At 66.9% G+C, this 25513-nt stretch carries 19 protein-coding genes and 2 pseudogenes; 13 read left to right on the top strand and 8 right to left on the bottom strand.

Going from position 1 to position 25513, the window contains the following annotated elements:
- The first annotated feature begins 4 nt into the window (after nucleotides 1-4).
- Complete coding sequence (locus E1956_RS14390; RefSeq protein ID WP_134750643.1) at nucleotides 5-724, top strand: lysozyme inhibitor LprI family protein; 720 nt, start codon at nucleotides 5-7, stop codon at nucleotides 722-724.
- 105 nt (nucleotides 725-829) lie between these two features.
- On the opposite strand, the gene E1956_RS14385 is transcribed toward E1956_RS14390, so the two are convergent.
- The 3 genes from E1956_RS14385 to E1956_RS14375 form a co-directional block, all read right to left on the bottom strand.
- A complete protein-coding gene (locus E1956_RS14385) occupies nucleotides 830-1750 on the bottom strand; it encodes a bestrophin family protein (protein ID WP_134749876.1) in 921 nt (306 codons plus the stop codon).
- Between the two features lie 275 nt (nucleotides 1751-2025).
- Nucleotides 2026-3432 carry an argininosuccinate lyase gene (argH, locus tag E1956_RS14380; protein ID WP_134749874.1) on the bottom strand — a complete coding sequence of 469 codons (1407 nt, stop codon included), beginning with the start codon at nucleotides 3430-3432 and terminating at the stop codon, nucleotides 2026-2028.
- Nucleotides 3433-3685: 253 nt separating this feature from the next.
- Nucleotides 3686-4516, bottom strand: a complete 831-nt coding sequence (locus E1956_RS14375) for a helix-turn-helix transcriptional regulator (protein ID WP_134749872.1) — start codon at nucleotides 4514-4516, stop codon at nucleotides 3686-3688.
- Between the two features lie 253 nt (nucleotides 4517-4769).
- Between E1956_RS14375 and E1956_RS14370 the strand changes: the two genes are divergently transcribed.
- Nucleotides 4770-5534 (top strand): class I SAM-dependent methyltransferase, encoded by a 765-nt coding sequence (locus E1956_RS14370; protein WP_134749870.1) that lies wholly within the window; start codon nucleotides 4770-4772, stop codon nucleotides 5532-5534.
- A gap of 97 nt (nucleotides 5535-5631) precedes the next feature.
- Here the strand turns inward: E1956_RS14370 and ppc are convergent, their stop codons facing one another.
- Nucleotides 5632-8745, bottom strand: coding sequence for a phosphoenolpyruvate carboxylase (ppc, locus tag E1956_RS14365; RefSeq protein ID WP_134749868.1), 3114 nt, complete (start codon nucleotides 8743-8745; stop codon nucleotides 5632-5634).
- 432 nt (nucleotides 8746-9177) lie between these two features.
- Between ppc and hemC the strand changes: the two genes are divergently transcribed.
- From hemC to E1956_RS14350, 3 genes are all read left to right on the top strand, one after another.
- Nucleotides 9178-10236, top strand: coding sequence for a hydroxymethylbilane synthase (hemC, locus tag E1956_RS14360; RefSeq protein WP_134749866.1), 1059 nt, complete (start codon nucleotides 9178-9180; stop codon nucleotides 10234-10236).
- An 80-nt stretch (nucleotides 10237-10316) separates the two neighbouring features.
- On the top strand, nucleotides 10317-12482 hold the full coding sequence (gene hemDX / locus E1956_RS14355) for a fused uroporphyrinogen-III synthase HemD/membrane protein HemX (RefSeq protein WP_134750641.1): 2166 nt from the start codon (nucleotides 10317-10319) through the stop codon (nucleotides 12480-12482).
- 3 nt (nucleotides 12483-12485) lie between these two features.
- Nucleotides 12486-13685 carry a heme biosynthesis protein HemY gene (locus E1956_RS14350; protein WP_134749864.1) on the top strand — a complete coding sequence of 400 codons (1200 nt, stop codon included), beginning with the start codon at nucleotides 12486-12488 and terminating at the stop codon, nucleotides 13683-13685.
- Between the two features lie 181 nt (nucleotides 13686-13866).
- Here the strand turns inward: E1956_RS14350 and E1956_RS14340 are convergent, their stop codons facing one another.
- The 3 genes from E1956_RS14340 to E1956_RS14330 form a co-directional block, all read right to left on the bottom strand.
- Nucleotides 13867-15186: an MFS transporter gene (locus E1956_RS14340; protein ID WP_134749862.1), complete on the bottom strand. Its 1320-nt coding sequence runs from the start codon at nucleotides 15184-15186 to the stop codon at nucleotides 13867-13869.
- 212 nt (nucleotides 15187-15398) lie between these two features.
- Nucleotides 15399-16157, bottom strand: a complete 759-nt coding sequence (locus E1956_RS14335) for an SDR family oxidoreductase (RefSeq protein ID WP_134749860.1) — start codon at nucleotides 16155-16157, stop codon at nucleotides 15399-15401.
- 58 nt (nucleotides 16158-16215) lie between these two features.
- On the bottom strand, nucleotides 16216-17655 hold the full coding sequence (locus E1956_RS14330; RefSeq protein ID WP_134749858.1) for an aldehyde dehydrogenase family protein: 1440 nt from the start codon (nucleotides 17653-17655) through the stop codon (nucleotides 16216-16218).
- 394 nt (nucleotides 17656-18049) lie between these two features.
- Here E1956_RS14330 and ppa point away from each other — a divergent pair, with 394 nt between their 5' ends.
- The 8 genes and pseudogenes from ppa to E1956_RS14290 form a co-directional block, all read left to right on the top strand.
- Nucleotides 18050-18577: an inorganic diphosphatase gene (gene ppa, locus E1956_RS14325; RefSeq protein ID WP_035527363.1), complete on the top strand. Its 528-nt coding sequence runs from the start codon at nucleotides 18050-18052 to the stop codon at nucleotides 18575-18577.
- Between the two features lie 111 nt (nucleotides 18578-18688).
- Nucleotides 18689-19310: pseudogene (locus tag E1956_RS14320) on the top strand (transposase); the annotation flags it as partial.
- A 373-nt stretch (nucleotides 19311-19683) separates the two neighbouring features.
- Nucleotides 19684-19923, top strand: a complete 240-nt coding sequence (locus tag E1956_RS14315; protein WP_134749856.1) for a hypothetical protein — start codon at nucleotides 19684-19686, stop codon at nucleotides 19921-19923.
- 25 nt (nucleotides 19924-19948) lie between these two features.
- On the top strand, nucleotides 19949-20599 hold the full coding sequence (locus tag E1956_RS14310; protein ID WP_335929920.1) for a PAAR domain-containing protein: 651 nt from the start codon (nucleotides 19949-19951) through the stop codon (nucleotides 20597-20599).
- Nucleotides 20600-20619: 20 nt separating this feature from the next.
- Complete coding sequence (locus E1956_RS14305) at nucleotides 20620-21129, top strand: PAAR domain-containing protein (RefSeq protein ID WP_134749852.1); 510 nt, start codon at nucleotides 20620-20622, stop codon at nucleotides 21127-21129.
- Nucleotides 21122-21814 carry a M35 family metalloendopeptidase gene (locus tag E1956_RS14300; protein WP_134749850.1) on the top strand — a complete coding sequence of 231 codons (693 nt, stop codon included), beginning with the start codon at nucleotides 21122-21124 and terminating at the stop codon, nucleotides 21812-21814. The genes E1956_RS14305 and E1956_RS14300 overlap by 8 nt, the downstream gene beginning before the upstream one ends.
- Entirely contained in the window at nucleotides 21804-22223 is a 420-nt protein-coding gene (locus E1956_RS14295) for a hypothetical protein (protein ID WP_134749848.1), read from the top strand. Before E1956_RS14300 ends, E1956_RS14295 begins: the two co-directional genes overlap by 11 nt.
- Nucleotides 22224-22302: 79 nt before the next feature.
- Nucleotides 22303-22551 (top strand): annotated as a pseudogene (locus E1956_RS14290) (transposase); the annotation flags it as partial.
- Between the two features lie 8 nt (nucleotides 22552-22559).
- Here E1956_RS14290 and E1956_RS14285 read toward each other — a convergent pair.
- Complete coding sequence (locus tag E1956_RS14285; protein ID WP_134749846.1) at nucleotides 22560-25505, bottom strand: EAL domain-containing protein; 2946 nt, start codon at nucleotides 25503-25505, stop codon at nucleotides 22560-22562.
- Nucleotides 25506-25513 lie beyond the last annotated feature (8 nt).

Below are 25513 nucleotides of genomic sequence, written 5' to 3'. Positions count from 1 at the left end.
CGGCATGACGGTGCGGATCCTGCGTTCTTTCGTGACGGCGCTGGCGACGGCGGCGACCCTTGGCATGGCGCTGGTGGCGGGCTTAGCGGCGGCGCCCGCGGCGCATGCCGAGGTGGCGGCCGCCGATCCGATCGACGCGGGCATGCGCACGTGTCTCGCGCGCGCCGACCGCTCCTCGACGGCGGGCCAGATCCAGTGCATGGACGACGCGCGCACCGCATGGCGCAGCGCCGCCGACGCAGCGCTCTCACAGCTGATCGCGAAGCTGCCGGCTGCGCAGCAGAAGCGCTGGCGTGTTAGCCAGGACAAGTGGTCGGCGTGGCGCGATGCCGAGGACACCATGCTCGGCGCGGCCTTCGCGACCACGAGCGGCTCGACCTATCAGCTCTACGAAGCGGACATGCGCCTGCAGCCGGTGCGCGACCGCGCGCTCTCGCTGCGCGGCCAGGCCCAGGCGGCCGCGGGCGATGCGCCGCCGGTCGCACGCGCCTGTAGCGCCGATGCACGTTGCGAGCACGTGAGCTACGACCTGAATCGCTACTACCGCAAGCTGTATGCGCGCATGCCGGCGCACTCGCGGCCTGTGCTTTCGCGTGCGCAAAGCGCGTGGCGCGCGTATCGCGACGCGACCACGCCGCTCATCGACGAGCACGCACGCCTCGACCTGCTCGGGGCGCGGCTCGCGACGCTCAAGCGCTTGTCGGAGACGGTGAACAACCGCTGAACAACCCGGTGACCCGCCGCTAGCCATTCGCGCATTCGCGATTTGGCGCAGCAGCGCGACCAGAAAACAGGCGCCCGGATACCCGTCCGGGCGCCTGTTTCATTTTCAGTCGATGATGAACTGTTCCGGCGCACGCGCGGGCAACGAGGTGGGCTCGCCGAGCAGGTCGTGCAACGCGACCTCGATGCCCTCCGACATCGCGTTGAGCGCGAGGTCGTTGTCTTCGGTGCCGAACGGGTCTTCGAGCTGCGAGGCGATCGCCTCGTGCGCCATGAACGCGTAGGCCACGAACACCGCGAAGATCGGCGTGAGCGCGCCGATGCTGTCGACGAGCCCGAAGGGCAGCAGCGCGCAGAAGAAGTACACGGTGCGATGAATCATCACCGTGTAGGCGAACGGCAGCGGCGTGGAGACGATGCGCTCGCAGCCACCGATCACATCCGAGAGTCCATTGAAATTGTGCTCGAAGGCGAGCACCGCGTAGCCGTCGACGCGCCCCGCGCGCGCCTCGTTGCGCAGCCATTCGGAAGCGCATTGCACGAGCGTCATGGGGCGGTAGCGCGAGGCCATCACGCGCTCGAACACGTCGCGCGGCAGGCGCGCTTCGAGGTCGGCGCGCGGGTCGGTGCGGCGCAACTGGTGGCGCAGCGCGTGCGGCAGCGCGCAGAGCAGCTCGGCGAATGGGCGCACGTGCGTGCGAGGGTCGTCGCTCTGCACGAGCGTGAGCGACTCGCGCACGAGCGAGCGCGACTCGTTGAGCATCTGCCCCCACAGCTTGCGGCCTTCCCAGTAGCGGTCGTAGCTCGCGCTGTTGCGAAAGCCGAGGAACACCGCGAGCGCGATGCCGATCAGCGAGAACGGCACGGTGCTCAGGTTCACCGTGAGCTTGAGGATGTGATCGTGCGCGGCGACGGCCACGATGGATATGACCAGCACGAGCACCAGACGTGGCAGTAGCTGGGGCAGCACGGAGCCGCGCCACGCGAGCAGCATGCGGAACCAGTGGAGGTGAGGGCGGACGATCATCGGAGCGGGTGAGCTGGGGCTGGGCGGGCAAAGCCGGGGTGGGGCCGACCATGAGGCTTAAGCGTCATGATAAGACGTGGGGCGCGAACATCGAGCGCACACTTCGGAAACTTCGCGCCGGGTACAGCGCGAGGCGGCTGGCACGTGCACGTCGGGGCACGCCAACGAAAAAGCGGGCGCGCGACGGTGTTCGTCGCGCGCCCGCTTTTCAGGCAGTTCGCACTCGCATCATGGTCACGTGAAGGCCCCATGATGGCCGGGCGAGCGAGCCGCTCTTACTTGAGCGCCGCGCGCGCCGCCGTGATGGCCGCGCGTACCTGCTCCGGCGCGGTGCCGCCCGCATGGTTGCGCGCCGAAACCGAGCCCTCGAGCGTCAGCACTTCGAACACGTCCTCGCCGAGCAACTGCGAGACCGCCGGCAGCTCGCGGCGCATCTCGTCAAGCGTGAGATCCGCGAGATCGCAATTGCGGTCCACGCAGATACGCACCGCGTGTGCAACCGCTTCGTGCGCGTCGCGGAACGGCAGGCCCTTCTTCACGAGGTAGTCGGCGAGGTCGGTGGCCGTCGAGAAGCCTTGCAGCGCGGCCGCGCGCATTGCCTGCTCCTTCACCGTGATGCCTGCGACCATCTCCGCGAAGATGCGCAGCGTGTCCGCCACCGTATCGACGGTGTCGAACAGCGGTTCCTTGTCTTCCTGGTTGTCCTTGTTGTAGGCGAGCGGCTGGCCCTTCATCAGCGTGAGGAGCGCCATCAGATGGCCGTTCACGCGTCCGGTCTTGCCGCGCGCGAGCTCGGGCACGTCCGGGTTCTTCTTCTGCGGCATGATCGACGAGCCCGTGCAGAAGCGGTCGGCCAGATCGATAAAGCCCACGCGCGGGCTCATCCACAGCACCAGCTCTTCCGAGAAGCGCGAGACGTGCGTCATCACGAGCGCCGCGGCGGCCGTGAATTCGATCGCGAAGTCGCGGTCGGAGACGGCGTCGAGCGAGTTCGTGCAGATGCCGTCGAAGCCCAGCGTCTTCGCCACGGCGAAGCGGTCGATCGGGTAGCTCGTGCCCGCGAGCGCCGCCGCGCCCAGCGGCAGGCGGTTCACGCGCTTGCGGCAGTCGGCCATGCGCTCGGCGTCGCGCGAGAACATCTCCACGTAGGCGAGCAGGTGATGGCCGAAGGTGACCGGCTGCGCCACCTGCAGGTGGGTGAAGCCGGGCATGATCGTGCCCGCGTGCTGCTCGGCCAGATCGAGCAGCGCGCCGCGCAGGTCGCCGAGCAGGCCGCCGATGCGGTCGATCTCACCGCGCAGCCACAGGCGGATGTCGGTCGCGACCTGGTCGTTGCGCGAGCGGCCCGTGTGCAGGCGCTTGCCCGCGTCGCCGATCAGGGCGGTCAGGCGCGCCTCGATGTTCAGGTGCACGTCTTCGAGATCGAGCAGCCACTCGAATTCGCCGCGCTCGATCTCGCCCTTGATTTGCGCCATGCCGCCCTGGATGGCGGCGAGGTCGTCGGCGGAGATGATCTTCTGCGCAGCCAGCATCGACGCGTGCGCGAGCGAGCCCTCGATATCGACGAGCGCGAGGCGCTTGTCGAAGAAGACCGACGACGTATAGCGTTTGACCAGCTCCGACATGGGCTCGGAGAAGCGAGCCGACCAGGCTTCGCCTTTTTTGTGCAGTTGGGACGTCATGGTGATGGGCGTGAACGAGCGATGAGCGTGAAAAAGCGCGGGCCGGGCGGTGTCGCGGGAATGCGGCGCACGGCGGGAAAGAAGCCGATTTTACCATCGGCGGGGTGGGCTGCCGGTGACCGGGCGGCATGGCGCGGCGAATGGCGCGGGCATACCGGCGTCGGTTACAGGGCGACGGGGCTGGGCCTATCGGAGCGGGTGAGCCGCGCAGGCGGCGGGCCCGGCCGGTTTGCAGTGCCAGTCGCCGCCGCGCTCAGAGCCGCACCAGCACGACCAGCTTCAGGTCTTCGCGGTGCGCGGGCTTGAGCGTGATCTGGTCGTAGGCGACGCGGCCGTGGCGCGGATGATTGAATTCGCGCCGGCCGCCTTCGCGCTCGAACACGTCCTGCGAGCCCCAGAAGCGTGCGAACTCGTCGCTCGCGGCCAGCAGCGAATCGATCAGCGCGCGCGTGGGCGCGTCGTTCAGATGGCGGATCGAGTCGGCGCGAAATTCGGCGGCGAGGCGCCGCGCGCGCGTCTCCCAGTCGACGATCAGCTCGCGCCCGAGCGGCTCCGTGAAGGTGAAGCGCAGCAGATTGCGGTCGTGCCCGCCGTCGAGCCAGCCCGTGAAAAGGTCCGCGGCATGGGCGTTCCAGGCGAGCGCGGTCCACTGGCGGTCGAGCACGTAGGCGGGGGCGTCCACCAGCTGCACGGTCTGCAGCAGCGTGGCGGGCGCGTCCGCGGCGCTGGCCGGGTCGGGCTCGGCGGGGTCGCGCTGGGCGGCCAGCTCGAACAGATAGGCGCGCTCGGCGCGCGAGAGGCGCAGCGCGACGGCGATGCGCGCGAGCGCATCGGCCGAGGCCGAGACGGGCCGGCCCTGCTCGATCCACGTGTACCAGGTGGGGCTCACGCCGCACAGCTGCGCGACTTCCTCGCGGCGCAGGCCCGGCGTGCGGCGGCGCGGGCCGGGCGCGAGACCGACTTCCTGCGGCGAGAGCCGCTCGCGATGGGCGCGGATGAACTCGCCCAGCGCGCGGGCGGGCGTCGCGTCGAGCGTCTTCGCGGAACCGGGTTCGACTGCGGAGGCGGGTGTATCGATGCTCATGAGATGTCGGACAGGTGCTGGCGATACCAGAATAATTGCTTAACTTGTACTGGTACAGAACGGGCTCTATTGTAACGGCTGACGCGGCGCCGGGCCGCCGCGCCTGACCCGCCCGGGGAAAACCACAAGCGCCTCCGTCAGCCCCGGGACGACGGTCTGGCGCCCAACAACGAAGAGCCAGGACGAGCGCGCGCCACGCACCGGAGCCATCGGATGCGCCGGCAGAGCGCTCACCCCGCACAAGGAGCATGCGATGAAGCATCACGATCAGGTCGCCGACGCGTTCGGCTCGACCGCCGCCGCCTACCTCACGAGCCAGGTCCACGCGAGCGGCGCGGATCTGGAGAATCTCGCCGCGACCTTCGCGGCCACCTGCGGCAATGCCACGGTGCTGGACATGGGCTGCGGCGCCGGGCATGCGAGCTTCGCGGTGGCTCCGCACGTGCGCGAAGTCGTGGCCTACGACATTGCTCCGCAGATGCTCGCCACGGTCGAGGCGGCCGCGAAAGAGCGGGGCCTCGCGACCATCCGCACGCAGCAGGGCGCCGCCGAGACGCTGCCGTTCGCCGACGCTACCTTCAACTGGGCGGTGAGCCGCATGAGCGCGCACCACTGGCGCGACGTGCCGCGCGCGCTCGCCGAGGTGCATCGCGTGCTCAAGCCCGGCGGGCGGTTGAAGTTCATCGACATTGCCGGTGTCGACGATCCGCTTTACGACGTGCACATCCAGGCGGTCGAGTTGTTGCGCGATGCCTCGCATATCCGCGACTACCGCGCCGACGAATGGCTCGCGATGCTCGATCGCGCGGGGTTCGACGCGAAGGTGAGCGAGCGCTGGCGGATCGCGCTCGACTTTGACACGTGGGTCGCGCGCATGCGCACGCCGCCCGAGCGCGTGACGGCGATCCGCTCGATGTGGGAGCGCGCGCCAGATGAAGTGCGGGAGTACTTCGATGTCCAAAGCGATGGCTCGTTCAAGCTCGATGCGTTGATGATCGAGGCGACGCGGCGGGGGTGAGGTCCTGCAAGCGATCGATGCAAGAAAAACGGCGTCGTGCCCTCGCGGGCACGACGCCGTTCATGCATGAGCGCAAACGCTCAAGCGAGCCACTCCATCAGCCCGTATTACGCAACCCCGCGGCAATCCCGTTGATCGTCAGATGGATACCGCGCCGCACGCGCGGGCTCGGGTCGCCGGCGCGATAGCGCTTGATCAGCTCGACCTGCAAGTGATTGAGCGGATCGAGATACGGGAAGCGGTTCTTGATCGAACGCGCGAGCAGCGGGTTGTCGGCCAGACGCCCGCTCGTGCCCGTGATCTCGTCGAGCACCTTGGTCGTGCGCTCCCACTCGGCCACGATGCGGTCGAACACGTGCTTGCGCAGCTTCTTGTCGGTGACGAGCTGCGCATAGCGCGACGCCACCGCGAGGTCGGTCTTCGCGAGCGTCATGTCCATGTTCGACAGCAGGTTCGAGAAGAACGGCCAGGTCTTGTACATCTTCTTGAAGAGCGCGAGACGGCGCGTGCGCTCCGCGTCGTTGCCCGCTTCGTCGAGATACGAAGCGACCGCGCTGCCAAAGCCGTACCAGCCCGTGAGCAGCAAGCGGCACTGGCCCCACGAGAAGCCCCAGGGAATCGCGCGCAGGTCGTCGATCTTGCGGTTCTTCGGGTCCTGCAGCTTGCGCGAGGCGGGCCGGCTGCCGATGTTGAGCTCGGCGATCTCGGTGATCGGCGTCGAGGCGAAGAAGTAGTCGGTGAAGCCCGGCGTCTCGTAGACGAGCGAGCGGTACGCCGCCATCGCCGCATCCGAGAGCTTCTGCATCGTCTCTTCGAACACGGGGAGCTGATCGGGCGAGTTGCCCGCGGCTTTGCCCATCGGCAGCAGCGTGGCTTCGAGCGTGGCGGCGATCACCGTTTCCAGGTTGCGGCGGCCGATCTCCGGGTTGCCGAACTTGCTCGCGATGACTTCGCCCTGCTCGGTGAGGCGGATCTGGCCTTCGACCGTGCCCGGCGGCTGCGAGAGGATCGCGTTGTAGGTCGGGCCGCCCCCGCGGCCTACCGTGCCCCCGCGGCCATGGAACAGGCGCAGCGTGATGCCGCGCTCGCGATAGAGCGCGACCAGCGCGAGCTCGGAGCGATAGAGCTCCCAGTTCGAGGTGAGGAAGCCGCCGTCCTTGTTGCTGTCCGAGTAGCCGAGCATGATTTCCTGCTCGTTGCCCTGATGCTCGACGATGCTGTCGATGCCCGGCAGCGCGAGCAGGTCGCGCATGATGTGCGTGGCGTTGCGCAAGTCGGGAATCGTCTCGAAGAGCGGGATCACCATCAGCGCGGCCTTGGCGGGATCTTCGGCGTGGCCCAGACGCCCGCTCATGAGGCCCGTTTCCTTTTGCAGCAGCATCACTTCGAGCAGGTCGGAAACCGTTTCGGTATGCGAGATGATGTAGTTGCGCACCGCGCGCGCGCCAAACTTCTCGCGCGTCACGCGTGCCATCTCCAGCACGCCGAGCTCGCTCTTCACGAGATCCGAGTAGTCGAGGTAGGGCGAGCGCAGCGGGCGCGCGTCGGCGAGCTGCGTGCGCAGCACGGTCTGCTTCTCTTCTTCGCTGAGCGCGGCGTAGTCGGCCACGACGCCCGCGCGCGCGAGCAGCTCGGCGATCACCGCCTCGTGGATGTCCGAGCTCTGGCGCAGGTCGATCGACGCGAGGTGGAAGCCGAACACGTCGACGGCGCGCATCAGCGGCGCGAGACGCGTCGTGGCGAGCGACGCGCCGTGATGCTCGGCGAGCGAATCCATCAGGATATGCAGGTCGCGCGAGAACTCGGCCGCATCGGCGTAGGGCTGCGCGCGCACGGGCTGCACATTGCGGCCAGCACTGCGCACGGCGACCACGCCTTCGCCCAGACGCACGCGAGCACTGGCCGCGAGGCGCGTATAGACGCCGATCAGCGCGCGGCGGTACGGCTCGTCCACGCGGTGCGGCGACTGGTCGGGCGAGGCCTCGGCGAGGGCCTGGAGCTCGGCGCTCGCGCCCGCGAGCAGGTTCGACACGGAAAGCTCCGCACCGAGCTTGTGCACTTCGTCGAGGTAGTGCTGCAGGATCACCTGCGCCTGGCGCTCGCTCGCTTCTTCGAGCGTGGAAGCGGTGACGTTCGGATTGCCATCGCGGTCGCCGCCGATCCAGCTGCCCATCTGGAAGAACGCGGGCAGGCGCGCATCGACGCCGTGCTCCTTGAGCGACGTTTCGATCTCGCCGTACAGCGCGGGGATCTCGGTGAGGAAGGTCGTGTGGTAGTACGACAGCGCGTTCTCGATTTCATCGCCCACGGAGAGGCGCGAGTCGCGCAGCATGCGCGTTTGCCAGAGCGAGGTCACGCGCGCGCGCAGGAGCGCGTCGTTCTGCTCGCGCTCGCGATGCGTGAGCGGCTGGTCGCGTTCGGCGAGCAGGCGCGCGATGTCGTGCTGCGAATCGAGCGTGCTCTTGCGCTGCACTTCCGTGGGGTGCGCGGTGAGCACGGGCACGATCAGCGCGTCGTTGAAGAACTGCTGGAGCACGGGCGTCGCGGCCGCGCCCGCCTGCGCGAGACGCTCGAGCGAATGCGCGATGGTGCCCGCCTGCGGCGCCGAGCCGGCGAGGTCATGGATGCGGCGGCGGCGGTTGCGGTGGCGGTCCTCGGCGATGTTCGCCAGATGCGAGAAATAGCTGAACGCGCGCACGACGCTCACGGTCTGCTCGGGCGAGAGCGCGCGAAGCTGCTTGTCGAGCGCGAGCGCGGCGGTGTTGTCCTCTTCGCGGCGGAAGCGCACGGCCGTCTGGCGGATCGTCTCCACCACGTCGAACACGGCGTCGCCTTCCTGCTCGCGCAGCACGTCGCCGAGCAGCCGGCCGAGGTAGCGGATGTCCTCGAACAGCGGCTGGTCCTTGTCGTCGCGCGCGCGCGTGTTGCGCGCCGCAGCCGCGGGCTTCGCGGCGGCTCGCGGGGCCTTGGCGGCTTGGGTGGCTTGTGTGAGTTGCGTGACTTTAGTCGCGTTAGTGGCTTTAGGGGCCTTCGTGGTCTTCGTCGCGTCTGCCGTTTTCGTGGCCTTCGTGGTCTTGGTCGAGGCTTTCACGGTTGTCGTCGCCTTGGCTTTCTTGGGCGTCGACGGGGCTGCCGTTTCGGCAGCCGTGGAAGAGGCGTTCTGCGATGCGTTGTTGCGGCGCTCTGCGCGCGCCGATCCGGAAGACTTCACGATGTTTTCCTCAGGACTAGCCAGGAGATGGACAAGTTAAACGGGAACTGCCAACTGCATGGCCGCGGCGCGGGCCGCGGTCGGGGTACAACGGGTGCAACTCAGGACCTGTGGATAGACGTGCCATCCTGTGTGCCGCATGTGCCCGGGTGGGCACAGCGTGCGCACATTATGAGACAGCGAGCGGACGGATCGGACAGGGCCGGTTTTGCCGGGGAACGTTGGGGACTTTGGGGGGACTCGACGCCGCGCGCGCGGCTCGGGTTCGGGCGCGGCGCGCCGATCCGGGTCTCTTCCTTGCCACCGCACGCGCTCCATCAAGGGCTTCGTGGGCCCCTCCGGCGGCCAGGCGGCCTGCCGAAAAAGGGGCGCGTGCTAACATTGCCTGTTATCCGATATTGTTTTTTGAACCCGTCATTCGATGTGCTTGCCATGAATTCCGAGTCCTTATCCGCGCCCACGCCCCGCACTCTAGTGATCGCTTCGCGGGAGAGCCGCCTCGCGATGTGGCAGGCCGAGCATGTTCAAGCTGCGCTGCACAAATTATATCCATCCTGCGACGTGAAAATCGTCGGAATGACGACGCGCGGCGATCAAATTCTCGACCGCACGCTGTCGAAAGTCGGCGGTAAGGGTCTGTTCGTCAAGGAGCTGGAGCAGGCGCTGGCCGAGGGCCGCGCCGATCTTGCCGTGCATTCGCTCAAGGACGTGCCCATGGAGCTGCCCGAAGGCTTCGCGCTCACGGCCATCATGGAGCGCGAAGACCCGCGCGACGCCTTTGTCTCGAACGACTACGACTCGCTCGCGGCGCTGCCGCCGGGCAGCGTCGTGGGGACCTCCAGCCTGCGCCGCGAGTCGATGATCCGCGCGCGCTATCCGCACCTCGACGTGAAGCCGCTGCGCGGCAACCTCGACACGCGCCTCGGCAAGCTCGACCGCGGCGACTACGCGGCCATCATTCTCGCGGCGGCGGGGTTGAAGCGCCTCGGGCTCGGCGCGCGCATCCGCGCGCTGCTCGAGCCGGCGGACAGCCTGCCGGCGGCGGGGCAGGGCGCGCTCGGCATCGAGATCCGCGCCGACCGCGCCGACATGGCCGCCTGGCTCGCGCCGCTGCACGACGACGCCACCGCGAAGGCCGTGGAGGCGGAGCGCATGGTTTCACGGGCGCTGGGCGGCAGCTGCTCGGTGCCGCTCGCCGCTTACGCGCAGTGGCACGATGGGCGGCTCGCGCTGCGCGGCACCATCGCCACGCCCGATGCTAGCCGCGTGCTCGCCGCCGAGGGCGAGGCCGCGCCGGCCACGGTCGCGGACGCCGTCGCGCTGGGTCGCGAGGTCGCCGATGCGCTGATCGCCCAGGGCGCGCTCGAGATCGTGCGCGCGCTTTCCGAAGCGGCTGCCGATGAAGCCAGCGCGCCGAACACGCCGCCGGCCGGCAAGAGCGGCACGGACGGCTCAGGCGGCGCCGAGCCAGACGGCACGGGCGCGCGATGACGGCCCGGTGGCAGCCGCGACGCGGCGGCGTGAACGCTCCCGCGCAGCCCGACGAATGGGGCGGGCCGGCTGACTCTGGCATGGGGGCGGGCGGCCCGTCATCGGGCAGCGCCGCTTCGGGTTCCGCGTCTAGTCATGGCTCGCGCGCGTCCGGGCCGTTCACCGTCGTCATTACCCGTCCGGCCGGTCAATCGCAGGCGCTCGCCGCGCAGCTCGAGGCGCGCGGTCTGCGCACGCTCGAATTCCCCCTGATCACGATCGAACCCGTGCGCGACGATGCACCGTTGCGCGAAGCGCTCGGCGCGCTCGACCGCTACGCGCTCGTGGTGTTCGTCTCGCCGAACGCCGTCGACCGCGCATTTGCGTACTACGGCACGATTTCGTCGATCTGGCCGCACGCGCTGCCGGTGGCGGTGGTAGGCCCCGCTAGCGTGGCCGCGCTTGCGCGCCACGGCGTCGCGGCGCCCGCGCATCGCGTGATCAGCCCGGCGGGCGCCGCCGACGAGGAACCGGCCCGCTTCGACTCCGAATCGCTCTACACGGCGCTCGAAAAGACGCTCGGCGCCGACGCCTTCGCGGGCAAGCGCGTGCTGATCGTGCGCGGCGACGGTGGCCGCGAATGGCTCGCCGACCGCCTGCGCGAAGCGGGCGCCGAAGTCGAGGCCGTCGCGGCCTATCGCCGCGTCGTGCCCGAGCCGCCCATCGGCGCCTGGGAGACGGTGCACGCGCTGCTCGAAGGCGCGCCGCACGCCTGGCTCGTGACCAGCTCCGAAGGCGTGCGCAATCTCGACGAGCTTGCGCGCGAGCACCTCACGGCGGGCGAGATCGTCGAGCTGCGCCACGCGCCGCTCGTCGCGCCCCACGGGCGGATCGCCGAGACGGCGCGCGGATTGGGTTTTGATAGGATTACGGTGTCCGGCGCGGGCGACGAGCGGATCGTCGAGACGCTGCTGGGCCTTGCGGGATCCGCGGTTTCTTCCGTAGCACCAGCCGATGCACCTTCGGCCGCGCAGCTTGCGGCTCAACCGGTTCAGAACAACCCGGCCTCGCCGCCGGCACAATCACGCATGACTGATTCGAACGATTCCAGCCGCGTTCCCAATCCGGGCGCCGCGTCGCAAGGCAACTCCGGCAGCCAGGGCACCCAGCCGGCCGCCGCGAGTGCGCGTCCGGCGTCCCCTTCTTCCTCTTATTCACCCTCGCCTTACACGCAGCCCGCGAACGCGCGGCGCGGCGGCGCGGGCACCGCGATTCTCTGGCTCGTCGTCGTGCTGGTCGCGGCGGGCGCGGGGGCGGGCGGCTACGCGCTCAACCGCAAGCTCGACCGTGTGGACGCCGCGCTCGTGCAGCGCCAGCAGGCCGCCGACCAGCAGAGCGCCGCGCTGCGCGCGCGCGCCGATGAGGCCATGGCGAGCGCGCAGCAGATCGACAAGCAGATGTCGCTGCTTGAAGGCAAGATCGCCGACGCGCAAACCTCGCAGCAGGCGCTCGCGCAGCAATACGCCGATCTCGCGAAGAACCGCGATGACTGGACGCTCGCCGAAGTCGGCCAGATGCTCTCGAGCGCGAGCGAGCAACTCCAGCTCACCGGCAATACGCAGCTCGCGCTGTTCGCGCTGCAGAGCGCGGACACGCGTCTCGCCGCCTCGGACAGCCCGCAGGCGCTCGCCGTGCGCAAGGCCATCGCGCAGGACGTCGACAAGCTCAAGGCCGCGCCGTCCACCGACCTCGCGGGCCTCGCGATCAAGCTCGACACGGCGCTGGCCGCCGTCGACACGCTGCCGCTCGCGGGCGAAGCGATCGTCGCGCACACGAAGCCCGAGGCCGCCGCGCCCGTGGACGTCGCGAAAACGGCCGCCGCGACTGGCGAGCCGCGCTGGCGGGCGTGGCTCGACACCTTCGTCTCCGGCATCGGCAAGCAGCTCACGAGCCTCGTGCAGGTGCGCCGCATCGACAATGCCGACGCCATGCTCGTCTCGCCCGACCAGGGCTACTTCGTGCGCGAGAACCTGAAGCTGCGCCTGCTCTCGGCGCGCCTCTCGCTGCTCTCGCGCAACGAGACCACGCTCAAGTCCGACCTCGCCGCCGCCGACACCGCGCTTGGGCGCTACTTCGACAGCGCGTCGAAGGAAACGCAGAATGTGCGCGACCTGCTCAAGCAGGTGGACGCGGGCTCGGGCGCGGTCACGCTGCCCACGCTCGACGAGAGCCTGAAGGCGCTTCAGCAATACCGGAGCCGGGGGTAAGACATGGCGATCCGTGGACTTATCTGGCTAGCGATCCTCTTCGCCGTTGCCGTCGCGCTGGCCACTGTCGGCCGCTTCGACGCCGGGCAGGTACTGCTCGTCTATCCGCCGTATCGCGTGGACGTCTCGCTCAACCTCTTCGTGGTGGGCATCGTGGTGACGTTCCTGCTGCTCTACGCGATCCTGCGTTTCGCGCGCAATATCGTGACGATGCCGCGCCGCGTCGCCGCCTACCGCGCGCGCATGCGCACGGAAAAGGCCAACTCGGCGCTGCGCGACGCCGTGGGCAATCTCTATGCAGGCCGTTTCTCGCGTGCTGAAAAGGCCGCGCGCGATTCGCTCGTGGACGAGAAGAACAAGGGCGCCGCGGGCCTGATCGCCGCGAACGCCGCGCATCGTCTGCACGAGTACGCGCGCCGCGACGACTGGCTCACGCAGGTGGACGACCCCGACCTCCAGGAAGCGCGCCTCATGGCCACCGCCGACATGCGCGCCGATGGCCGCGACGCGGACGGGGCGCTCGCCGCGCTCACCGAAATGCGCTCGCAGGGCGGCCGCCGCATCCACGCGCAGCAGATCGCGCTGCGCGCGCAGCAGCAGCTCAAGAACTGGAGCGAAGTGCTCAAGCTCGTGAAGACGCTGGAAAAGCGCGAGGCCCTGCATCCGGCCGTGGCGGTGCGGCTGCGCCAGCTCGCGGCGGAGAACCTGCTGCGCGACCGGCGCCACAACGCGGACGCCTTGCTCGAGCTCTGGCATGCGCTCACGCCCATCGAGCGTCATTCGCCGCGTCTGGCCGACTGTGCGGCGGAACTGCTGATCGCGCTGGACCGCCCGAGCGAGGCGCGCAAGATCGTCGAGGAAGCGCTCGCGCAGAACTGGGACGCGCGTTTGCTGCGCCGTTATCCGGATACTGCGGGCAACGACGCGCTGCCGCTGATCCAGAAGGCCGAAGCGTGGCGCAAGGAGCGTCCCGAAGACGGCGATCTGCTGTTCGCGCTGGGCCGCCTGTGCCTGAAGCAGCAGCTCTGGGGCAAGGCGCAGTCGTTCCTCGAGGCGGCGCTGAAGTCCGCCAACGCGAGCGATAACGAGCCGCTCAAGATCCGCTCGCATCGCGCGCTCGCGCGTCTGCACGAGCAGCTCGGCGATGCCGAGAAGGCCGCCACGCACTATCGCGAGAGCGCGCTGGCGATGAACGTCGTCTAGGCTCGTTGCGCTTCGGGCGCTTCGGGCGCTTCGGGCGCTTCGGGCGCTTCGGGCGCTTCGTACGCTTCGTACGCTTCGTACGCTTCGTACGCTTCGTACGTTTCGGGCGCTTCAACGCAAAACGGCCGCTTTCGAGCGGCCGTTGTTTTTTGCGGGCGGCTCTAGCGGCGCCGCCCCGGCGCTAGCGGTTCACCACTCTCGCAGGCGCGCACAGCGCGAGCAGGCCGCCGAGAATCATGAAGGCCGCGAGCATATACATGCCCGAGTCGTTCGCGGCGGTGACCTGCTTGAGCCAGCCCACCGCATAGGGGCTGAGGAACCCGGCGAGATTGCCGATCGAGTTGATGAGCGCGATGCCCGCCGCGGCGCCCGTGCCCGCGAGCCAGGCGGTGGGCAGGCTCCAGAACAGGGGCAGCGTGGTGAGAATGCCGATGGTGGCGATCGTGAGCGCCGTCATCGCGAGCGTGGTGTCGTGCGCCCACGTCACCGAGAGCACGAGGCCGAGCGCGCCGATGGCGGCAGGAATGGCGATGTGCCAGCGGCGCTCGCGCATGCGGTCGGCGCTCTTCGCCGCGAGCAGCATGCCGACCACGGCCGCCGCGAACGGAATCGCCGCGAGCAGGCCGATCACGAGCGCGTCCTTCACGCCCGTCGCCTTGATGATGGTGGGCAGCCAGAAGCTCACGCCATACAGGCCCATCACGAATGAGAAGTAGGTGAAGCTCATCACGAGCACACGGCCGCTCGTGAGCACCTTGGCAAGCGGGAGGTCTTCCTTGGTGGCGTCCTCGGCGGCGATGTTGCGCTCGAGCAGCGCGCGCTCCTCGGCGGAAAGCCACTTCGCGCGGCCGATGCGGTCGTCGAGCACGAAGAACACCAGCACGCCGACGATCACCGAAGGCAGCCCTTCGAGCAGGAACAGCCACTGCCAGCCCTGCCAGCCGTTCGCGCCGTCGAAGGACTTGAGGATCCAGCCCGAGATCGGCCCGCCGATCACGCCCGAAAGCGCGATGGCGGTCATGAACCAGGTGGTCATGCGCCCGCGCCGGTGCGCCGGATACCAGTACGTGAGATAGAGGATGATGCCCGGGAAGAAGCCGGCCTCGCACAGGCCGAGCAGAAAGCGCATCACGTAGAACATGCTGGGCGTGGTGACGAACATCGTCAGGATCGAGACGATGCCCCAGGTGACCATGATGCGTGCAATCCACACGCGTGCGCCCACGCGATGCAGGATCACATTGCTTGGGACTTCGAACAAAAAATAACCGATGAAGAAAATCCCCGCGCCGAAGCCATAGACCGCATCGGAGAGATTGAGCGCCGTGCTCATCTGCAGCTTGGCAAAGCCCACGTTGACGCGGTCCAGATACGCGACCACATAGCAGAGCATCAGAAGCGGGATCAGGCGCCACGAGACCTTGCGGTAGGTGGCTTCTTCGAAGGCGGAGGGCGGAGCGCCCGCGCCCGCATGCGGCAGGTGATTTGCTGGACTGGCCATGGTGTCTCCGTCGACATGGAACGTCGTGCTTGTTGTATTGCCGCCCGGTTATGGCGGGTATTCGACGCTAAAGCACGACCATTCTATACGGGCCGCCGCGGCGCGGTGGCCCGTAAAAGTCGGGGGAAACACTGATCAGTCAAGCACTTAGGGCGCGTTGGGCGCGTGCTGTGGGCGCCGGCCGGGTTGCATCGGCATGCGCAATACCCAGACTATACGCAGCGCCCGCCGTCCACTTCGATGCAGGTGCCGGTGATGAACGCGGCTTCGTCGGAGGCGAGATAGAGGCACGCATTGGCCACGTCCTGCGGCGTGGAAAAGCGCCCGAGCGGGATGCCCGCGATGAAGCGCTGGCGGTTCTCGGGCGTGTCGGGCACGCCCATGAATTCGGCCGTCAGGCCCGTGTCGCCGATCACCGGGTTCACGCAGTTCACGCGGATCTGGTCGGGGCCGAGCTCGGCGGCGAGCGCCTTGCTCGCCACGATCATCGCGCCCTTGCTGCCGTTGTACCAGACGAGCCCCGGGCGCGGCCGGATGCCCGCCGTCGAGGCGATGTTGACGAACGCGCCGCCGCCGTGCGCGCGAAAGTGCGGCACGAATGCCCGCACGCTCCAGTAAAGGCCCTTCACGTTGACGGCATAGACGCGGTCGAATTCGGCTTCGGTCACTTCGAGCACGGGCTTGTTGCGATGCGTGGTGCCAGCATTGTTGACGACGATCTGCACGCTGCCGAAGTCCTCGATGGCGGCGTCGCGCAACGCGTGCCAGTCGGCTTCGCGTGTGATGTCGCCTTGCACCGCGATGGCCTTGCCGCCCGCGAGCGCGATCTCGCTTGCCACACGCTCGGCCGCATCGCCGTTCAAATCGTTGAGGACGACGTTCGCGCCTTCGCGCGCGTAGGTCTTCGCGATGCCTTCGCCGAAGCCCGAGCCGGCGCCCGTCACAACCGCCGTCTTGCCTGTGAGTCGCATGATGTCTCCGTATGTTCGTGTATTGACGTATCGATGAGGCTCGCGCCGGGAAGCCGCGCTAGCCGTGCCGCAGCGCAATCGTCTTCAGCACCGTGAAACCGTAGAGCGCCTCGAAGCCTTTTTCGCGTCCGTAGCCGGACAGGCGTGTGCCGCCGAACGGCAGTTCGACGCCGCCGCCCGCGCCATAGTTGTTCACGAACACCTGCCCCGCGCGCACGCGCCGCGCCATGCGCATCTGGCGCGCGCCGTCGCGCGTCCACACGCCCGCCACGAGCCCGTAGGGCGTCCCGTTGGCGAGCGCGAGCGCCTCGGCTTCGTCGTTAAAGGGCATGGCGGCGAGCACGGGGCCGAACACCTCCTCCTGCGCGAGCCGGCTTTGCGGCGGCACGTCGCGCAGGAGCGCGGGCGCTTCGTAGAAGCCGCCCGCGGGCGTATCGGCATCGAGCTTGCCGCGCGCGGCGGTGGCAATGCCGTCGCGTTGCGCTTCGTCGAGAAAGTCGCGCACGCGAGCGCGCTGCTTCTCGCTGATGAGCGGCCCGCAGTCGAGATCGGCGCTCGCGGGCCCGACGCGCAACGCCTCGAACGCCGCCGCGAGCCGCTCGACGAGCGGCTCATAGGCTGCCCGCTCGATCAGCACGCGGCTGCCCGCCGAGCACGTTTGCCCCGCGTTCTGCACGATGGCGGCGACGAGCACGGGCAGCGCCGCGTCGAAATCGGCATCGGCGAAGACGATTTGCGGCGACTTCCCGCCCAGCTCCAGCGTGACCGGCACGTGATTGCCGGCGGCCGTTTGCGCGACGAGCTTGCCCGTGAGCGGCGAGCCCGTGAACGAAATGTGGTCGATGCCCGGGTGCGCGGAGAGCGCCGCGCCCGCCTCGTGGCCGAGGCCGGTGACGATGTTCAGCGCGCCGGCGGGCAAGCCGGCTTCGCACGCGAGCGCCGCCACCTCGAGCAGCGAGACGCAAGCGTCCTCGGCGGGCTTCACGACGCAGGCGTTGCCGGCCGCGAGCGCCGCGCCCACGCTGCGCCCGAAGATCTGCATCGGGTAGTTCCACGGCACGATGTGGCCCGTCACGCCGTGCGGCTCGCGCACCGTGAACACCGTGTAGCCCGCCTGGTAGGGCAGGGTCTCGCCGTGCAGCTTGTCGGCGGCGCCCGCGTAGAACTCGAAGTAGCGCGCGAGCGCCGCGGCGTCGGCGCGCGCCTGCTTGAGCGGCTTGCCGGTGTCGCGGGCTTCGAGCTGCGCGAGGGCTTCCTGATGCTGGGCCACGAGGCCGGAGAGCTTGAACAGCAAGCGCCCGCGCTCGGCGGCGCTCAATGCGCCCCAGGCGCCTTCGTAGGCCGCGCGCGCGGCAGTCACAGCGGCGTCGATGTCGGCGGCGTTGCCGCGTGCGAGCTGCGCGAACGGCTGGCCGGTGGAGGGATCGATCGCGGCGAGGGTCTCGCCGCTGGCGGGCGAGCGCCATTCGCCGCCGATGAAGTGCTTCGCTTCTTCCATGCATGCGCCTCGTAAAAGGGAAGTGAAACGGGGCAATGAAACGAGGGAAGGGAAATGCAAAACAGGAGACGGTGCCGGGCGGGCTCGGGGACGGCAGGCTTCGCGTGGAGCAGGGCCGCGCCGGCCGGATCATTATCGCGCCAATCGCGGCGCTCACGCGCGCGAATTCAGCGGACACTTCATCCGCGTGCGGGAAAGCCCTGGGCCGAACGCCGGGCGGCGCGGCCGATTGGCTATAATGGGCGCCAACCTCCAACGTCCGGTTTCGCGCCGGAGCGCCGTGCGCACTGAGTTTTGTCGGGCCCCGTTTGGCTCGATCTGGCCTCAGCCGCGCCGCACGCCGCGCCCCGCGCACGCAACCGTCGCTTTTTTCCCTTCTCAACAGAGAGCGCTCATGAGCTTCGCAAATGTCCCCGCCGGCAAGGATCTGCCGCAAGACTTCAACGTGATCATCGAGATTCCGGCGCAAAGCGATCCGGTCAAGTACGAAGCCGACAAGGACCTGGGCCTGCTCGTCGTCGACCGCTTCGTCGGCACGGGCATGCGCTACCCGGTCAACTACGGCTTCATCCCGCAGACGCTTTCGGGCGACGGCGACCCCGTCGACGTCCTCGTGATCACGCCGTTCCCGCTGCTGGCCGGCTCGGTCGTGCGCTCGCGCGCGCTCGGCATGCTGCAGATGACCGACGAGTCGGGCGTCGACGCCAAGCTGATCGCGGTCCCGCACGACAAGGTCTGCCCGATGACGGCCAACATCAAGTCGCTCGAGGACGTGCCGGCGTACCTGATGGACCAGATCAAGCACTTCTTCGAGAACTACAAGGCGCTCGAAAAGGGCAAGTGGGTGAAGGTCGAAGGCTGGGTTGGCATCGAAGCCGCGCACAAGGAAATCACCGACGGCGTCGCGAACTTCAAGAAGTAAGCAACGTCCCCCGGGAAACGAAAGTTTGCCGGCAAGGCGCTCCGCAAGGAGCGCTCAGATTGCTGACAAAGCCCGGGGTCCCGCTCTGGGCTTTGTCGTTTAATGGACGTCATGCTCAAGAACCCGACGCCCATGCAGCAAGAACTTGAGATGGTCACGCTCGATGAGTTCGTGCCGAAGGACCATCTGCTGCGCAAGATCGACGCGGCGGCGGATTTCGAATTCATCCGCTCGAAGGTCGCGCACCTGTACTGCGCGGACAACGGCCGCCCGGCGCTCGATCCGGTGGTCGTGTTCAAGCTCCTGTTCATCGGCTACCTGTTCGGCGTGCGCAGCGAGCGCCAGTTCTTGCGCGAGGTGCAGGTCAACGTGGCGTACCGGTTGTTTGCCCGCTTCCGGCTCACCGACCGGGTGGCCCGACGCGTCGACGTTCTCGCAGAACCGGCGCCGGCGCTTTACCGACACGACGATGTACCAGGAGATCTTCGACCAGATCGTGCGCCAGGCGATGACGCGCGGGATGGTGGAAGGCCGGGTGCTGTACACGGACAACACGCCCCTGAAGGCCAACGCGAACAGGAACAAGCTCGATCCAGTGCAGGTTAAGCAGACGCCCTCGGCGTAGCTGGCCGAGTTGGTTGCGGTGGTGGACGCGGACCGGGCGGCGCACGGCAAGAAGCCTTTCAAACGCGACGCAGACCCGGGCGGTGGCAACGGCAGCCCGTCCACGAAGGACACCAGGTAGATCAAGGTCAGCTTTATGGGGACGCGCCGAGCTGACGTGTTGGCCCCCGTGTACAATTCCACCCCGGCTCCGTGCGCGGTTGACGCCTGTCAACCTGGTGGTGCGTGATCCGGTTCAGAATTCCAAAGCCATCTGCCACAAGGCAGGTGGCCCAAGCTTGGCGGCTTGGTGCTGTGCCCGCTCATCCGCAAGGGTGAGCGGCTTGCCTTTGCTCGCCCACAGATTTCAATGGGCGGGCCTTGGCAGGGAGACGCGCAAGCGTCTGCCGGTGCGCAGCCCGGTCCGCCAACCCTGTCTTGTGCCCGCTCACCCTCATTTCCCACGCATCGAGCGGGTCGTTTCCTGAACCGGAGCGGATGCCATGCTGCGCAAACCCACATTCCCGAGCGGCTACACCCACGAAGAGCTGGGAAGTGAAATCGCGCGCCTGCTGAATCTGCCGGATCTCTGTCAGGCCCGTTTCGAGCGCATGTCGGACCTGGCCGAAGCGGTTGATCAAATCAGGAACAACCGCAAACGTCTCAAGCGCACGTCCCGCCTTATCGAACTGGCGAAGCAGGCCGCCACGGCATATCCCGAATCCACGCTTGCGCATGGTTGATTGACGACGCTCAAGTAGTGTCGATATGTTTCAACGCATTCATACAAAATGCATCGGACTGCGAATCAATTTAGGATTTATCGGGTTACTGCGTGCCTGTTTTTACGCAGAGTATGGGGCGTTACCTATTTCATGGAGGGTTGGAGATGGAATTGGTGGAGGCATTGGCATGAGACGAGCCATCTTAAAGAAGGGGGACAAGACGACGGCAGGCGGTACGGTGCTCGAAGGCATCGAAAACTGTACGCATCAAGGTACGCCAATAACATTCATCGGCGCGAAGATATGGTGTCCCGCGTGTAATTCGATGGGCGTAATCGGCTGGAAGGGACCGCACCACGCGGACACGATGATGGGCAAGCAGAAGGCCCTGGAGGGCGATCTGTGCCTTTGCAAGTGTCTGTCTGCCTTGCTTCACCTGACACCGACTGGTGGCACACCTTCGAGTCTTACGGGGCGGGAGATGCAGCGAAGGCAGTTCCGGCGATGGCTGGCAGATATTCCGGCAGGTAGGACGAGCAGTACACCCTTACCGACGATACAGACCGTCCGCTGGCGGGCGTGCGGTATCGCGTGTTTGTCGGCTCAAACATCGTGGCAAGTGGTGCGACGGATTCGGGCGGAAAGACGCAACGTATCGCCATGGATGCCAGCCGACAGCTACGGCTCGAAATAGCACATTGAACAGGAGCGGACATGTTTGATCGACTTGTTGCGGACGGGGACCGCACAACTACGGGCGGCGAGGTGATCGGGCGGAGTGGCATGTATAACGAGGACGGCAGGATGTACGCGAGAAAGGAAAATCACGCGACATGCGGCAACTGCAAAGGCTCATGGCCGATTTCTGGCACTGCTGATGACTGGCTGGATGACGGATATCCGATGGTGAAAGACCTGGATTGGGTGATGTGTCCATGCCGCAATAATCGGGTCCTTGCTGCGAGTTCGTCCAATGCGTTATGGACCGGGAACACGGTGGAAGCATCATCCGCGCCGCCGTCGAAAGCGCTTACCTACGATCAGCAATACACGCTCAAGGACGGCACTGGCCGTCCGCTTGCGGGCTTGCGCTACAGGATCGTCGTGGACGAAGAACGGGCAATAACGGGGACCACTGACGCGAGCGGGAAAACTGAGCGCGTCAGGACGGATGCAGCATCGACATTGAAACTCTATGCAACAGGAGCAATCGGGAATGAGTGATTTCGGCAATGGTAATAAGTACGGCTTTGACGCGAATGATGACGGCGAATGGTTCGAGGTGCATTCGACGGCGGTAACAAACACGACTCCGGGTTCGATGGTTCAGGTAACTGTCAATACTGAGAGAATATGTCCGAACATGACGAACAAGGAATTTCGTGCGATGGTACTATCAAAGCGCAATCAGGCGGTACGGTTAGTCGAAACACGCTTAAAAGACCTCATGCGCTGGTCTTCTGCCGATAAAGCCCGCGTGCAACAATGGTTTGGGCGTAATGATGAAGGGACGCGGGTAAAGTTGAGCAACGGACTCACTGCTATTGTCGGTGTATTAAACAGTTTAACTGGCTTCAACTTCACTCGATGGGATAGCGAAAGATACACACATATCGGATGTGTTCCCAATCCGAATAAATCTGGCGTAGTGGCTTCAGTGTGCGCTCCAGATACCGCGACACACACAATTGCCATAAATCCGGATTTCTGCACTATGCGGGATTTCTCATGGAACAAGGATTCTGTTGTGTCAACATTGATTCATGAAGCAAGCCACTTTTCTGACACAATGGCAACTAAGGATTGGCGCTATTTTATGGACAAATGTCTGACACTTGGTGCGGAAAATCCAGATCAAGCCATCAACAATGCGGACAGCATCGCCGGATATGTCATCTATGCCGATTAAATTCTGTATCTTTGCTATTGCGCTTCTTGTTTGGGGTACGTCGGGGTTCGCTTGCACAGCTAGTGAGAATTTTGATATCTATTTCGCAAAGAATAGCGACAAAATTCCAGGCAGTGAAGTCTTGCGGCTCGCGAATTGGATTGTCGACCAGAAAATTATTTACGCGAATCATACAGCCTCGGAAACCACTTTGATCAGCGGGCACGCTGAGGAGGACGAGCGCGAGCCGTCTAACTTGGCGAGAAAGCGGCTAAACGCCGGGACTGCACTACTGGAAAAGCTCGGCTTTATGCGAGGAGAGGTCAAGACAAGCGTGCGTGTTTATTCGCGTCTTGATGTTCAAAACGGGCGTAGGGTAGAAATATCATTTGAGCCCGATTGCCCCAACAAGTGCTGTGACGGCCAATAATTCTGGCCCAGCTCAGCGGGGCTGAGATTGCTGACAAAGCCAAAGGTCCCGCTCTGGGCTTTGTCGTTTAATGGACGTCATGCTCAAGAACTCGACGCCCATGCAGCACGAACTCGAGATGGTCACGTTCGAGGAGCTCGTGCCGAAGGACCATCTGCTGCGCAAGATCGACGCGGCGGCGGATTTCGAATTTATCCGCTCGAAGGTCGCGCACCTGTACTGCGCGGACAACGGCCGCCCGGCGCTCGATCCGGCGGTCATGTTCAAGCTCCTGTGCATCGGCTACTTGTTCGGCATGCGTAGCGAGCGCCAGCCCATGCGTGAGGTCCATCCCGCTCAATCGAGCTCGGCCATGTCCCGCTCCTGCGGCGTGCGCAGGTCGTCGAGCGGCGCGGGCCGGCCCACTGCGTAGCCCTGCACGAAGTCGACGCCCATCGCGACCATGCAGTCGACGATCCTCGCGTCCTCGACGAACTCGGCGATGGTCTCCTTGCCGGCGGCGTGCGCGACCTGGTTGATCGAGCGGACGATGGCCTGATCGAGCGGGCTGTCGACGATCCCGCGTATGAAGCTGCCGTCGATCTTCAGATAGTCGACTTTCAGATGCTTCAGGTAATTGAGCGACGACATGCCGGCGCCGAAGTCGTCGAGCGCGAAGCGGCAGCCGTGCGCGCGCAGGCGTGAGATGAGCGTGATCGCGTCGTGCATGTTCGTGATCGCGGCGGTCTCCGTAATCTCGAAGCAGACGCACGAGAACGGAATGCCCCAGAGGCGCTGCTGCTCTTCGATATAGTCGGCGAGCCGCTCGTCGCCGAGCGAGGCGCCCGAGAGATTGATCGACCAGGTGCTGTAGCGATGCGCGCCGGCCGCGATCGTGCCGAACGCGCGCGCGATCACCCAGCGGTCGATCGCGGGCATCAGGTCGAAGCGCTCGGCCGCGCCGATGAACCCCGCCGGCGTCACCAGCGCGCCGGAGGCGGAGCGCATGCGCAACAGCACCTCGACGTGCGCGTCGCCGGGGCCCGCGCTGGGGTCGAGCGGCATGATCTCCTGGCCGAACAGGCAGAACTCGTCGTTCTCGAGCGCCGCCTTGATGTCGGCGACCCACGCCATCTGCGTGTGCGCTTCCGAGAGCTCTTCGTCGTCGAGGCGAAAGCGGTGCACGCGGTTGCGCCCCTTCTTCTTCGCCATATAGCAGGCGACGTCGGCGGCCTTCATCACTTCCTTGACGCAGGCGAGGCTCGCCACGTCGCCGACGAGGCCGATGCTCACGCTCGTCTGCACGACGCGTCCGGCGCCCGTGAAGCGGATGCCGGCGATGGCCTCGCGCAGGCTCTCCGCGAGCTGCCAGGCATGCGAGACCGTGCAGTGCGGCAGCACGACGCCGAATTCGTCGCCGCCCAGGCGCGCGATGATGTCGGTGCGGCGCAGCGTGTTCCTGAGCACGCTGCAGACCTCGCGGATCAGCTCGTCGCCGGTGGAGTGGCCGCACGTGTCGTTGACCACCTTGAACTGGTCGAGGTCGAGGAACATGACCGAGTGGCCCGAGTGCTCGCGCCGCTCGCCTGCGCCGCTCGCGCCGCCTGGGCCACCCGTGCCGCCCGGGTCATGCGCGCCGCTCTCGAGCAGCGCGCCGAGCCGGCGCTCGAATTCGCGGCGGTTGTAGAGGTCGGTCAGCTCGTCGTGGGTGGCCTGATACGCGAGGCGCACCGCGTGCTCGCGCAGCGCGCTCACGTCGTACAGCACGACGACGTTGCCGATGACGCAGCCCCGCGCGTCGCGCAGCTTCGAGACCGAGTAGTCGACCGCGAGCCGCGAGCCGTCCGGGCGCGCGATGTAGAGATCGGCCGCCGCGCTGCCGCTGGCGTTGGCGCCGCTGCTGCCACCGGCGCCGCCGAGGCCCTCGGCGCCGCTCGCGGCGTGTGCCTGGCTCAGGATGTCGACGCTGCGCGCGTTGTCGGCGCCGTTGCGCAGATCGCAGATGGTGTCGAACGGCTGCGTGAGCATCGCGGCGGCGGAGCGGCCGAGGATGCGTTCGGCGACCGCGTTGCAGTAGGTCACGCGCGCGTCTTCGTCGGTGCGGATCACGGCATCGCCGATCGAGGCCAGCGTGACTTCCGCCAACTCGCGTTCCGTATGCGCCTCGGCTTCCGCCGTCTTGAGTTCGGAGATGTCGAACAGGCATCCGACCATGCGCACGGCGCGGCCGCGCGCGTCGCGCACCGCCTGCCCGCGCGCGCGGCACCAGCAGTAGCCGCCGGCGCGCGTGCGCAGGCGGAACGCCACATCGAAGGCCGTCGAGCGCACGAGGTGGCGGCGCAGCGCATGGCGCACGCCCGGCAGGTCGTCGGGATGGACGAGCTGCGTGAGGCCGCCCTCGTTGTCAAAGGGCGTGCCCACGGCGTTGCTCGCGTCGTAGCCGAGCTGCTCGTAGAGCCAGTTCGAGAAATAGCACTGGCGGTGGCCGACCTCCCAGTCCCAGAGTCCCGCGTTGATGCCCTCGAAGCCGAGGCTCAGGCGTTCCTCGTTTTTGCGCACCTCGGCTTCGAGGCGGTCGCTGCGCGTGAGTGCGCGGCGGATGAACAGCGTGAACACGGCGAGCAGCAAGAACGCGCAAGCGCCGATCGCGAGCGTGAGGAGCGAGCGCGTGGCGCGCGCGGCGTCGTCGAGCGAGCGCGAGAAGCCGTTTTCGACGGGCGCGAGCTGGTTGTCGATGTCGTGCAGCTCGCGCACGAACGCGGCGGATTCCGCGCTCTGCAGCTTGCCCGCCTGCGCGCGCGCGTGCAGCCGCGCGCCCGTTTCGGCGAGCTTCAGGATGTAGCGGTCGCCGAGGTCCCAGTACGCGACCGCCGGGCGCATCCACGGGGTGTTCTTGAGCGTGCGGTAGCCCCAGGTCATGCCATCGACGTCGGCGGCCGCAATTCGGCCCTGCTCGAAGCCACGCCGGATCACTGCGATATCGGGCTGCGGCCGGTTCATCTCGAGCTTGGCCGTGCGGTCGCCGAGCGGCACGGCGATGCCATCGAGGAACGTACGGTAGTCGGCTTCGTCGCCCTCGCGCGCGTAGCGTTCGAGCGCGTGCACGGCGTCCTTCTGGCCCTTCGACCAGGTGCTTTCACCGGCCACATAGGCGAGCAGGATCGCCATGATCGCGAGACTGATCGACGCGATCACCGCCATCACCGCCGCGAGCAGCCACAGCGGCAGCAGGGCGGCCGTGGTGCGCCGCAGTCCGTGCCAACCCGGCGCTTGGCGCGCGGGCTCCGTTTTGTGTCGTCTCATCAGGCTCT

Source organism: Paraburkholderia pallida (assembly GCF_004524855.1).
GTDB classification, from domain to species: Bacteria; Pseudomonadota; Gammaproteobacteria; order Burkholderiales; family Burkholderiaceae; genus Paraburkholderia; species Paraburkholderia oxyphila.
This window is presented reverse-complemented; position numbering and strand designations above follow the sequence as displayed.